At 46.1% G+C, this 12,064-nt stretch carries 11 protein-coding genes and 1 pseudogene; 2 read left to right on the top strand and 10 right to left on the bottom strand.

The annotated features are described in order from the left end of the window. Positions 1 to 40: 40 nt before the first annotated feature. Positions 41 to 790, top strand: coding sequence for an RDD family protein (locus OXH39_15265; GenBank protein MCY3551819.1), 750 nt, complete (start codon positions 41 to 43; stop codon positions 788 to 790). Between the two features lie 39 nt (positions 791 to 829). Then, entirely contained in the window at positions 830 to 1,810 is a 981-nt protein-coding gene (locus tag OXH39_15260) for a hypothetical protein (protein MCY3551818.1), read from the top strand. Between the two features lie 23 nt (positions 1,811 to 1,833). Here the strand turns inward: OXH39_15260 and OXH39_15255 are convergent, their stop codons facing one another. The 10 genes and pseudogenes from OXH39_15255 to OXH39_15210 form a co-directional block, all read right to left on the bottom strand. Beyond that, positions 1,834 to 2,613, bottom strand: a complete 780-nt coding sequence (locus tag OXH39_15255; GenBank protein MCY3551817.1) for an AAC(3) family N-acetyltransferase — start codon at positions 2,611 to 2,613, stop codon at positions 1,834 to 1,836. A gap of 83 nt (positions 2,614 to 2,696) precedes the next feature. Beyond that, entirely contained in the window at positions 2,697 to 3,863 is a 1,167-nt protein-coding gene (locus OXH39_15250) for an ankyrin repeat domain-containing protein (protein ID MCY3551816.1), read from the bottom strand. Between the two features lie 15 nt (positions 3,864 to 3,878). Beyond that, positions 3,879 to 4,610, bottom strand: a complete 732-nt coding sequence (locus OXH39_15245) for a phytanoyl-CoA dioxygenase family protein (GenBank protein ID MCY3551815.1) — start codon at positions 4,608 to 4,610, stop codon at positions 3,879 to 3,881. A 285-nt stretch (positions 4,611 to 4,895) separates the two neighbouring features. Beyond that, positions 4,896 to 5,663 (bottom strand): phytanoyl-CoA dioxygenase family protein, encoded by a 768-nt coding sequence (locus OXH39_15240; GenBank protein ID MCY3551814.1) that lies wholly within the window; start codon positions 5,661 to 5,663, stop codon positions 4,896 to 4,898. Positions 5,664 to 5,669: 6 nt separating this feature from the next. Continuing rightward, the gene (locus tag OXH39_15235; GenBank protein ID MCY3551813.1) at positions 5,670 to 6,404 is read right to left on the bottom strand and encodes a phytanoyl-CoA dioxygenase family protein; all 735 of its coding nucleotides are present in this window, start codon (positions 6,402 to 6,404) and stop codon (positions 5,670 to 5,672) included. Between the two features lie 222 nt (positions 6,405 to 6,626). After that, positions 6,627 to 7,361, bottom strand: coding sequence for an HAD family hydrolase (locus tag OXH39_15230; protein ID MCY3551812.1), 735 nt, complete (start codon positions 7,359 to 7,361; stop codon positions 6,627 to 6,629). A gap of 117 nt (positions 7,362 to 7,478) precedes the next feature. Continuing rightward, positions 7,479 to 8,651 (bottom strand): hypothetical protein, encoded by a 1,173-nt coding sequence (locus OXH39_15225; GenBank protein ID MCY3551811.1) that lies wholly within the window; start codon positions 8,649 to 8,651, stop codon positions 7,479 to 7,481. 384 nt (positions 8,652 to 9,035) lie between these two features. Beyond that, complete coding sequence (locus OXH39_15220) at positions 9,036 to 10,172, bottom strand: DNA methyltransferase (GenBank protein MCY3551810.1); 1,137 nt, start codon at positions 10,170 to 10,172, stop codon at positions 9,036 to 9,038. After that, complete coding sequence (locus tag OXH39_15215; GenBank protein ID MCY3551809.1) at positions 10,169 to 11,536, bottom strand: DNA double-strand break repair nuclease NurA; 1,368 nt, start codon at positions 11,534 to 11,536, stop codon at positions 10,169 to 10,171. The genes OXH39_15220 and OXH39_15215 overlap by 4 nt, the downstream gene beginning before the upstream one ends. Positions 11,537 to 11,538: 2 nt before the next feature. Then, positions 11,539 to 12,021: pseudogene (locus OXH39_15210) on the bottom strand (hypothetical protein). Between the last annotated feature and the right edge of the window lie 43 nt (positions 12,022 to 12,064).

Genomic DNA, 12,064 nt, shown 5'->3' with positions numbered 1-12,064 from the left:
AAATCAACCTTTTTGCTCAGAAAGGGACTCGCTTCCACAAATGAATGAACAATTATCCGTAGAAACGCCAGAACAGATCGACATCAACTTCCAACAAGCAGGTATTGGCTCGCGTTTCTATGCAGCACTTATTGACTTTTTATTGCTCTTACTGGTTGCGGTTATGGGATACTACGTTAACGAGCGTTTTATCTCGGAGCTTGGAGATATTCTCGGCAAGTGGCTTAGCGCGTTGGGCGGTGTCATTGTCTTCGCACTCAACTGGGGCTACTACATGGTATTTGAGGTTACCACGAATGGGCAATCGCTCGGAAAGCGTGTGCTCGGTTTGCGCGTTATTAAAGAAGGCGGATACCCGATTAGTTTCGCTGATTCTGCAATCCGTAATCTGGTGCGGATCGCCGATTTTCTCCCCCTCTTTTACGGCGTAGGTCTACTTGTTATGTTGCTGAACAAAAATTGGCAACGATTAGGGGATTTGGCTGCAGGGACACTTGTTATTAAAACCGTACGCACGGAGTTGACGCTTCCTCAAGCCGGTTCATACAGCGTTTCATCACAAGAACTTATGTATGATGCTTGGATCCAACCGGCGTTAGTCACGGAGGCAGAAACGCGTACAATATGCGAATATCTCACCCGTCGCGCCAAGCTCTCTGAGGATCGACGTGCAGCGTTGGCGAGTGCCATCGGCAGCCCAATTGTTGAAAAAATGGGGGCGAGTGGTTCAATCAACTACGATAAATTTTTAGAGGAAGTTTACATACTTAAAATGTCAAAGACAACCTAAAGCACCGATCATAAAAAAACCTTTGTTGAGAAAATAGAAATGTCAGAACAGACCGATCCATCACAACTCAATAATGAACCTCAAAAACTACGTCCAATGGGGTTTGGAGATCTACTGGATGCCATATTCAGCCTCTATCGTGCGCATTTCTTACCGTTTCTTGCGATAGCCTCCGGTTACTTCATTGCGATCCTCATTGTGATTTCAATCGTTTTTCTTGACGATTCGGTTGGAAGAGGCGCGAAAATAGCAATCTGGATTTCTACTGTCAGTGTTATCTTCGGTGTTTTTATTGTCGTAGTAAGTGGACTCGTGTTTGCCAGTACCGAAGCCTATTTGAGTAGAAACATTAGAGTCGGTGCTGCGCTAAGACAAGCGATGCCTCGATTTTTACCCTGCTTCATTGGTTCGCTTTTATTCGGATTACTCGCGTTTCTTTGCGTATTGTTCGCCAACATTCTGTTCATGCTACTCATACAGTCTTATATAAGCACTGTAGATGATCTACGCAGTATAAATGCTTTTCTCTTGAATTTCACTATTCAGTTCGTCTTTGTCACCACAATAGTTTGCCTTGCCGGTTTCTTTCTACCTTACTGGAGTTTCTTCGTTTCTACTGTTTCGTTAGAGGGAAGGTCCATACGGGCTGGGTTAAGACGCAGCCGTGAGCTCATCAGAGGGAGACGGTGGCGCGTCGTTGGCACGGTACTCGCGATTTTCCTCCTGCCTCTCGCTATTGGTTTTGTACTCCGTGCTGTTTTTGCGTTCCTACTTGTTCTAACCGGGCTTGAGGGAATGGGCGGTTTTTTGGAAACTGTACGATGGATGAGCCTGTGGGAACTGCCAACAAATCTTGAGGAGTTGCGTCTCTCCTATGCGCTGATGTACCTTATTAATTTAGGTGTTGATACGTTTACAATCCCGATTTGGGTTATCGGTTGTACGCTCCTTTATTTTGACCAGCGTATTCGCAAAGAGGGATTTGATATCGAAATGATAGCAACAAGTCAAGAAGAGTAGGGAAATGCCAAACTTAATGGGGTTCATCCGACATAAGGCTCAGAATTGCGCTCAACCTCTTCCAGAAGTGTGTCTACATACGTCTTAATGTGAAACAACCGACAATCCGAATCCCCCACCGGACCTCGCTTCAACTGACCCAGTCCTTCCCAGAATTCACCAAGTTTTGGACGGTTCAATCCGGCAAACTGTGCCTGCGTATCGTCAGCAAGGCGTTTATTCCAATGGATAACCTCAACGAGATGGATATAGGTCGAAGTCTGATAGTCAACGCCAATCATGAGGAGTTTAGCGTTCGCCTTGTAAGCACGAAACATCGGCGAATGCGTGCCATAAGTCTTGCCCCACGGGTGATGATCCCACGGTGATTGGTGGCCTTCGCGTCGAAGATGATCGGACACAAACATCTCCGCATCTTTCCCACGCGCAGCAACGGCGTGAGAATAGTGGTCAGAGCGATAGGTACCGGGCATCTGCCGAAAAAACTCCGTCAGCCATCCCACCGTAGACGGAGTTGTCGCAACATCCCACGCCGCAACGCGTTCTTCCCGACTCGGTAAAAGACTAAAAGTCGGCATCAGAATCAGCCCGCTCTGTCCGATAATCGCTTCGAGCGCAGAGATTACCGTACCAGCACCACCCTCAACAGGTCCCAAACTCTTGAAGGACGAATGAATAAAAAGTGTATCCCCTTTTTCGATGCCGAGATCGGTAAAACCTTGAATGAGTCTCTCGCGGGTGTAGTGCATCTTAAGTCTTGTAGGTTGGGTTGAACGGCGTTGAAAATCAGGGGTGTATCCCAAACACACACCAAACTTAACGTCCTGTTATATGTCCCAAGAACCGAGTGAAACCCAACAGCATTATGAAATGTTGGGTTTCACCTCTAAACCGCCTCATACTTCCGCAACAATTCAACAATTTTCCCAGCATCCGCCCGTCGCATCCGCTGCGCCACTTGCAGCGGGGTCAAACCTTTCCCATTCTTAAGGTTCGGATTCGCACCTTTAACAAGCAACGCCTCTATAGCAGCACGCTGTTTTTCACCATCCTTTATCGTCGATCGGATTGCCTCAAACAACGCTGTTTCGCCATTGTTATCGGGTGCATCAATCGTGGCACCTTTTTCGATAAGCAGATCAATGACGCTAAGAAAACCTGCCTTCGCTGCACAATGCAACGCCGTTTTTCCTTTGTAGTTCCGAACATCGATATCCGCACCGAGATATAAAAGCCTCAAAACTGCGCTTGGATGTTCCCCGTTGTCGCCGCGGCAGGCGTAAACGAGTGGGGGCCAGCCCATATCGTTCTGAGCGTTTATGTCTTTGGGTGGGACACCGTAACTTTTGAGCAGCACGCTCATTTCGGAACCGTCGTCCAAGATACGTGGGACTTTGTTCGGATCCGCTCCGTTTTCGAGTAACAACGTTGTAATCTCTATCCGATTCCCTGAGACGGCATAATCCAGAAAGCGTTCACTATAGGGTTCGATGGTTGCACCTCGTGAGATAAGCAGTTCAACGATTGCCGGAACTCCGCCCCTGATGGCATAACAGAGCGGAGTTGCCCACGCCGTTTCGCGGTGTTCAAAGGTGTGAGGCTTCCCAGCCGGTAGCATCACTGCCTGAAGATATCCTTTGTTAACGAGACGTGGGTCGTTATCGAGGTGTGAGTGGACCTTATCATAGTCTCCGAGATAGGCGGCGGTATGGATGTCAATTGTCGCGCCCTGCTCAAGTAGATAGTCTGCTACGCTATCGCGCCCTTCGTAGCGCGCCACGCAGTAGGGCGTTATCTCAAGGCGATGCTGGATGTGATAGCAACCCGGCAGATTTATATCGGCACCTCGTTCAAGCAGGAATTGAACCATCTCCAATTTCCCGCGATACGCCGCCTCCCACAACATCGTCCGACCGTGTGAGCCAACAGTATGAATCCAAGCGGGATTATCATCAAGTAGTTCGCGAACAGTATCAAGTTCCCCACGCCCTGCCGCCGCAACAACGACTTTAAGAAAATCACTCTGATTTCCAGTAAGTTGAACCTTTGCCATTTACACTTTCCTTATTTAACCATCAACGACGCGCGGACGATTGCCAATAGAAGGCGGCAACAACATTCGCTTCTGCTGTTCGCTCAATTCGCCGTATTTACTAATGTCATAGTAGGTGTTCGACCATGAGGAGTGTCCAGGGCTATACTTATAGAGCAGCGACCGCCGTTGATGTTTTGCTGTCCACGGCATCGTTCCATGAACGAGTGCCTCTGTGAAAAAGACGACATCCCCCGCCTCCAGAGCAGGTTGGACGACGTAGTGTGCAGGACGCTCAAATCGCCGCACCTCTGTCGGGATGTCCCGCAAAAAGTTGCTCTTATGGCTGCCCGGAATACAGGAGAATCCACCCGCGCCTTCCGGCGCATCCGCCAGATTGTAAGTCATCACAGACAATCCGTTCCGCATGATACCATCTCGGTATTTATACCAGTGATCCGCTTCGGGACCGCCGGGTCCACCACCATCTTCGCCACCGTGCAAGCCATTAATATGGGGACCTGCCTCCATGAAGATGGCGTAATCATGGTCGAGACGCACGTGCGGACCCAGTAGGTCAAGGAGATACGGAAGGATTTTCGGATGATCAATCAGTCGCTTAAAAGGTTCACCCCAGAGACTCGGCGGTCCCTGACGTTCGCTGTTATCGATGATATCGTTCATCTCAGCGACTTCATCCTCAGTCAAGACGTTCTTTATGACGAGATACCCTTCAAGGTCTACCTGAAATTTTTCTTCACCTGTCATAATAGATAATCCTTTCAATTGGCTGTCAGCCATCAGCAATTGGTTAATAACGGCAGGTTCGATTTATAACTGCCCCATAAGTGTCAATTTTAGAGCAAATAACCGTCGTGGTCCCAGTCCGGTAGGTGCTGTTTCCAACTGCGCCGGATTTTAGTCATAAACCTTTAATGCTTAAGAACCCTCTTTAGTCCCAGAGGGACGGCATGTTTATAGCAGCGTTTTTAACCAAAACCCTAAGCCCTGTAAGGGCGGCATGTTTATAACTGTCCGAATGTCCGAATTTCTTCATTCTGAATCAACAACTGGCGGCCGTCTACCGATAGATGGTGGCATCAACATCCGTTTCTGTTGCTCCGTCAATCCGTCGTATTTGCTAATATCATAGTAGTTCCCCGCCCACGCGGAGTGTCCCGGACTATATTTATAGAGCAACGACCGGCGTTGATGACCTGCTGTCCACGGCATCGTTCCATGAATGAGTGCCTCAGTGAAGAATAGCACATCCCCTGCTGCCAGAGCCGGTTGAACGACATAGTGCGTTGGGCGTTCAAATTGCCGTACATCTGACGGGATTTCCCTTAAGAAGTTGCTCTTATGACTTCCCGGAATACAGGCGAATCCGCCCGCACCTTCCGGGGCATCCGCCAGATTATATGTCATCACACATAACCCGTTCCGCATGATACCATCTCGGTATTTATACCAGTGATCCCCCTCATTACCACCAGGTCTACCACCATCTTCACCGCCGTGCAATCTGCCACCACTTTGACCTTTTTCCATGAAAATGGCATAGTCATGGTCAAGTCGGACATGCGGACCCAATAGGTCAATAAGATACGGCAGAATTTTCGGATGATCAATCAATCGCTTAAAAGGTTCACCCCAGAGGCTTGGCGGTCCCTGACGTTCACCATTATCAATAATATCGTTCATCTCAGCGATTTCGGCATCAGTCAAGACATTTTTTATAACGAGATACCCTTCAAGGTCTACCTGAAATTTCTCTTCGCCTGTCATAATAGATAATCCTTTCACTTGGCTTTCAGCCATATTTCTTCATTCCGAATCAACAACTGGCGGTCGTCTGCCGATAGATGGCGGCATCAACATCCGTTTCTGTTGTTCCGTCAACCCCTCGTATTTGCTAATGTCGTAGTAATTGCTCGACCACGCGGAATGTCCAGGGCTGTATTTATAGAGCAACGACCGCCGTTCATGTTCCGCTGTCCACGGCATCGTCCCGTGAATGAGTGCCTCCGTGAAAAACAGCACATCTCCCGCCTCGACGGGCGGCTGGACGACATAGTGCGCCGGACGCTCAAATCGCCGAACCTCTGACGGAATTTCCGGTACGAAATTACTCTTATGGCTCGCTGGGATACAAGCAAACCCACCCGCACCTGCCGGAGCATCCGCCAGATTATACGTCATCACGGACAACCCATTCCGTATATGTCCGTCCCGATACTTATACCAGTGATCACCGACGTGTCCACCGGCGCGTCCGCCATCCTCACCGCCGTGTAATCCACCGCGTCCTTGCCCTTTCTCCATAAAGAGGGAGTAATCATGATCGAGTCGGACATGCGAACCCAGTAATTCAATCAGATAGGGCAGAATTTTCGGATGGTCAATGAGCCGCTTAAACGGTTCACCCCAAAGACTCGGCGGTCCTTGACGATCTCCGTTATCAATAATCTCGTTCATCTCAGCGACCTCGTCGTCGGTCAAAACATTCTTTATAACGAGATACCCCTCAAGGTCTACTTTGAATTTCTCTTCACCTGTCATGTATAAAGACTCCTTTCATTTCGGCTGTCGGCTGTCAGCCATCAGCCAAGAGGCTTCTTATATGGATAATATCATAGGTGTCAATTCAAGAAAAACACATCCTCGGATCCCAGACCAGTAGGTGCGGTTTGCAACCGCACTGAAACCCTCACCGCCGCTGGCGAGGATTGTATCCTCGCCTTCCCGTAATATAGCAGCCCGTTCGTCGCGGATCCCACAATCTCACAAAGTTGTAAGTTCCGATAGTTTCGTTATTGTCCTCACATCAAGTGCGAATTCTTTTCCCTCCGAACTATCTTTATTGACGCTGAAATCAAACGCATTGCCCTCATTTTCCCTTTGTATCACTATCGGTACAATACCCGCAGCGCGAGCAGCTTCCGTATCGTCTTCCGTGTCCCCAATATAAACGACCTGTTCAGGCTTCATTCCCGTCTGTGCAAAAGCCGAGTCAAATATGCGTGGATCCGGTTTCTTGACACCCACTTCACCGGAGATAACAACCGAATCAAAAAAATCCGTCAGACCGAGTTTACTGAGAACAGAATGAACGTGCGGTGGATGATCGAAATTGGAAATGAGAGCGAGTTTTTTGGAACGGTGTAGTATTTGCAGTACGTCTAATGCCTCAGCATCGAGCACTATATGTTTTTGCCAAGCACTGGCAATTTTGTTTGCGATCTCTGTTATATCTTCAGAAGTTAGAGTCAGATCTAAATCCAAGCAGAGGTTTTGGATACGTTGTTCAAACACCGTCATATTGTGTTGTCGCGGTGTTGGTTCGCTTTTACCGAAAAACTGATCGCACGTTTTCGCAAATGATTCTACTGAACACGTCAATCCGTGCAATCTGAGTTGTTTATGAAATTCGTTCAGCCAATCAGACCATGCGACATCCATATTTCCGTACACCAAGAGTGTCCCGTATAAGTCAAAAAAGATCCCGTTAATAGCCATTTTTGTGTCCCATTTCCCGATAATAGCAGGACTTACGCACTGTTTTTTAAAGTCCCCCTGATAAGGGGGATTTAGGGGGTTTCTTCCAATGCTAAATCGTTATTAGGTTAATAAACCCTAAACATTTCTCCGATCTTTTGGCGCGGTCACCTCAAAATCAAAACCGCCACGCACATCACCGTTGACCTCCAATTCAAAACGGTGCCACCCAAGACACGCTTTGCCGTCATCGTACTGCTTCAGCGACGGCAACGGAAACAGAGACTTTTCGTACGCAACACGCTGTCTCGACTTCAACTTCCGTTGACTGAGCCGATAGCGTTTACGCGTGATATGTCCTGATGGACGTTTATAAGCAACAACGTAATACGTCAGGATCGTCTGATCCGCATCAGACGTGCTTTGCAGGCTGAACGAAAAACGAAACGCTTCGTTGATAGGAAGCACCAAATGTTCAGATTGCAGTTCGGTGAGTGTAAGGTCTGCCTTGCCTAACTTCGGCACTGCTCCGAGACCGAGGAGTTTAAAAGCGCGTTTGTCGCCAATCTTCATCTGATATTTAAGTGCCTGCTTGAGAATCTTCTCCGTTTCCGCTTTACCGTCCTGACCCCACCGCTCCAACGTGGCATACCCCGCCTCTGGATACTCCTTAACGATGTCGCGCATATCTGTAGCGACCTGCTCCCGAACACGTGCATCCGGATCGTCTTTGAGTGTCTCCAGAAGTGCCAAGATCGGTTGTGGGTCCTCAATAAACGGACGCAGCCATTTCTGCCAAGTGCCACGCATGCAAAGCGATGTTGCCACAAACAGACGGAGATTTGCGTTTTCGTCCGTAACCCATTCACCGAAACGTTCAAAACACCGATCCGCGTCCTTGATAATAAATTCCCGAATTTCCCCACCACGCGTACACCGATGTTTTGAGAGTTCGCAGAAAGCGTCCAGAGATGCGTCGAAATCCACTAACCCGTACAGGCTGATAAAATGGGCAATCGGTCTCAGACTCGTCTCAGTTTCGGCAGTGGGATGTCGAGCGGGTTCCGGTGGTGCCTCCAGCTCAACGAAATCCATCAAGACAGCAAGCGCATCGGGATAATCCCGTGGCAGATACTGGTGTAGGACGCGCCCAATGGCATTCGTCACGTTATAGATCGTCTGCCCCTCCATCTCCATCCGGACATCCGAAACGAAGGCAGACACATCAAATTCAGGATAAATGTGCTGAATCTTTTCACCGATGACCAGACCATCTTGTGTCAGATCGAAAAGCGTGCGTTGCTCTCTCATAGTCAGGAGACTTTATCCTTTGGGGCATGGATAATTTCCGAGTGTATGGAAATAATAACATATCAGGCGAATGGATGTCAACTGAGAATTAAGGAGGTTTGGGTATTGGTTGTCAATTATCAGCAGGCGGTTGGTAAGGGAATTAAAACTCCGTTTTCAGCCACACTACTCTGGTGTAGCGTTTGTAGGAGGGATTTGTGACCCTGATCTTTCTCATTTGATGTTTCTGCTCAAAATTTCCGATGCAGTTCTGTGATAAAAAGCTATCAAATGACCCCTTTTCTGTTTTTGGGTAACTTGATCTAACAAAATATGAGAATGGCGTATTGCCAATAGATTTTTAGAGCGTTATAAGTTGTATTCCTAAGAGTCTTCCATTAGGGATTATTTTGTTGTGAGAATTATATCTTTTTCGCCAGGTTTTTCCGTGGAATCACCAAATAAATGTGTCTGAGTTTTTCGCACAAAGGGTTCTGAGGTAATATTTTCCTTCCAAGATGAAGATGGAAAGTATTTTCTCAGTATATCTATTGTGGTTTTAAAGGTAAATTCGCGAGCAGATGTCCGAACATAAATAGTACTATCTTCACTCATAATTTTTGACACACTTTTGAATACGGATTCTAATAGTTCACGGTATGATTCTTTTGATGAAAATTTATCTCTATATTTTTTTGCACCATATCCAGGTTTAGGCTCACCACCAAGGAGCCATAATCTTAACCACTGATCATCATGGTAATTTGTGATTCCTTGATATGGTGGTGATGTAAAAAGTAGCGAGCAAGGTTGTTGTTTGCCACAATCAACCATTTTTGCTATGTTTGGTAGTAATTGAGTACTATCTCCTAATTTCACTGTACTTTGTTGTGTGGCAACCGGGGTGCCTTTGCTATATCGTAGTCGTATGCGTTTGAGGAAAAAGTCCTCAAGCTTTATTTCCGGTGGTTTAATAAATCCGTGCTTTTTCCACCATTGAACCGAGTAATTAGGTCCCATTGCTTTTGTTTGACGCATTTGATTGGACAGTCCTTCGCCCAATTTTCCATGTAAGTGAATAAGAAGGAATGCCATGAGAGTTCGGTCTACTTGATTTTCCTTCCACTTCAACTTATCACGGGCAGTAAGTAGGAAAGTTAAAACCTCTTCTGAATAACACATCTTGAAAAAATCGGAAAGTTCATCTAACTGTTGAACGGAATCTATGCTCATGTTGATAAGTGATTTAAGACGCTTTTCTACATTTGGCTGAGGAGCGGGGTTTAATTTGGCTTGAGCATACACCCATCCGACGGGGTTAATTTCAATACCTAATCCAATTCTGTCTTGTGTTGCTGCAGCATATACACTTGAGGCGCGGCCCGCGAAAGGATCAAGAACGAGTTGGCCTGGCTTGGAATATTCGTTGACAACATCAAAGGCAAATTCAAGCGGAAACATAGCATAATAAGGACCAACAGCAGCCCATCGTCCCCTGGCATTGCTAAAACTACGCTTGAATTTACCATCGACAAGTATCACAGGTTTTCCTCTCTTTCAATTAACTTTGCTATTTCTTCTAAAACACGAGCTCCTATATTCATTGGGATTGCTGCTTCAGCGTGTGCTGAAATAAGCGGCGATAGGGAATTTGGATAACGAGAGGACACTAGCTGATCAATTAGGCTTAGTGCGTCGACCAATCGAGGATATTGGTTAGGATCAGCACGAGTCATATCACTATGTGAATCGTCGAAAAAGGGAAGTGATGCGACAAGGCGAGCACCTGATGCAGTTTTATAAAACAATTTACGACCAAAGTGTGTGTCTAAGCCATATGGCTTCGTGCTATCTGAGAATATTATGTTTTTCTTGATGTATTCATCAGTTAGCAAAGAAACAGTTTGTGGAGGAAATTTACCTTGGCCACCATGTTTATCTTGGTCAATCCTTTCAAAGTGATTAACAAAAGTTCCTGATTTTTCTATACCAATTATCAGTAAATCTCGCCCTATAGTATCTTTAACAGCTTTATTGAGTCGGTAAAGTTCTTCACGGATTGCGGAGTGTAACCAAGCTGGAGATCCAAAGACAGCGAGTTGTCCATCAATTACAATTCCTATGTCTTTAAGTAACTGAAGAGCGTTTTGTTGTTTAAACGCTCGCAAGATATGGATAACTACGATACGCTCTAAAACTTGCATAATCTCACCAAACATTTCGCCATTGGCACTATCAGGGACCATTCTTTCATGGACTCGCAAGGCATCAGTAGAGTAGAGCATATTTTTATTTGGGCATGGGCAAAGATAAGTCCCTTTTTTCCGTAGGTATTTTTTGTCATCTGCCTGACAATCTCCTTCTTCAAAATATGGACAATCTGGTTCTTTACCTTCAGGTTTGTGTTCCAATAATGCTTCGTATGTTCCAAGAAGCGATTCACCTTCAAAAAGTTTAATTTCGTCAAAGGTTTCAAATAACATTTTACTTAACGAGTGTTTAGCGGATTTATCTGAGTCAATAACAATGTTGCAGCCAGGAAAGGCAGAATCAATAGAACCCACTTTTTCAGTTTCACGGAATAATTTGGGATTAACGGGTCTGTGAGAGTCAAGTTCCTTAATTTTCGCTATATCCATTACAACAGCAGCAGTCGTAACATATCCCACTTCAGCACCTGGATAGCCATTTTCTACGAATGTTTCTTGGTGGCTTCCGTCAATTGCAATAACACATTTCGGATGCCACTCACTCGTGGGAATCTCTGAAGTTCTTATCATCGGCGGCGTAGTTTCATCTGAAGAGTGATCTTGAATCCTGGCACGCTCCACTAAATTTTTTACGCGTTCGTTTTCGACAAGTCGCCGAATGGATCTGTACTTTGCGAACTCGCCTTCGTATGGCATAATTATACCTCGAATTTTTTAATTTGCACTGGCACAATAAAAAGGTTACTGAGGGTTTTGACCCGCAGAAATCCCCTATCCTGAGCTCGGAGAATTGATTTCTCAAAGTCCGAGAAATCATAAAACTTACGAAGTTCTGCTGTTTCGTCGGTGTTATTCAAGTGTCCAATAAACCAGTTTGCTGTGTTTTTGAGAATGTTCTTTTGAATGCTGCTAACCTCTTGAGTGACATAAACCATGCCAAGACGAAACTTCGCACCTTCTTTAGCTGTACGCACCCATACATTTTCAAGATCCAAATCCGATCCAGATGGCAACAAATTATGCGCTTCCTCAATATAAATGAGAATATCTGTGGGATCGTGACTTTCTCGAAATTTCCGTTGATTTTCACGGAAGATATACCACATAATCCGATCCGCAGAAGACTGATTAACCTTAGGGTCACCACTTGATTGGTCAACGATCACTAGTAGTCTTTCAATGTTGAGTTTTAGGATATAGTCTTTTTAGTTTTATGCGTGCGTC

The organism is Candidatus Poribacteria bacterium, assembly GCA_026702755.1.
In the GTDB taxonomy this organism is placed as follows: domain Bacteria; phylum Poribacteria; class WGA-4E; order WGA-4E; family WGA-3G; genus WGA-3G.
This window is presented reverse-complemented; position numbering and strand designations above follow the sequence as displayed.

What these genes read in the sequence shown, in the direction of transcription:
- OXH39_15265 (MCY3551819.1), top strand. Translation starts at nt 41, where the DNA reads ATGAATGAACAATTATCCGTAGAAACGCCAGAACAGATCGACATCAAC.
- OXH39_15260 (MCY3551818.1), top strand. Translation starts at nt 830, where the DNA reads ATGTCAGAACAGACCGATCCATCACAACTCAATAATGAACCTCAAAAA.
- OXH39_15250 (MCY3551816.1), bottom strand. Translation starts at nt 3,863, where the DNA reads ATGGCAAAGGTTCAACTTACTGGAAATCAGAGTGATTTTCTTAAAGTC.
- OXH39_15245 (MCY3551815.1), bottom strand. Translation starts at nt 4,610, where the DNA reads ATGACAGGTGAAGAAAAATTTCAGGTAGACCTTGAAGGGTATCTCGTC.
- OXH39_15240 (MCY3551814.1), bottom strand. Translation starts at nt 5,663, where the DNA reads ATGGCTGAAAGCCAAGTGAAAGGATTATCTATTATGACAGGCGAAGAG.
- OXH39_15235 (MCY3551813.1), bottom strand. Translation starts at nt 6,404, where the DNA reads ATGACAGGTGAAGAGAAATTCAAAGTAGACCTTGAGGGGTATCTCGTT.
- OXH39_15230 (MCY3551812.1), bottom strand. Translation starts at nt 7,361, where the DNA reads ATGGCTATTAACGGGATCTTTTTTGACTTATACGGGACACTCTTGGTG.
- OXH39_15225 (MCY3551811.1), bottom strand. Translation starts at nt 8,651, where the DNA reads ATGAGAGAGCAACGCACGCTTTTCGATCTGACACAAGATGGTCTGGTC.
- OXH39_15215 (MCY3551809.1), bottom strand. Translation starts at nt 11,536, where the DNA reads ATGCCATACGAAGGCGAGTTCGCAAAGTACAGATCCATTCGGCGACTT.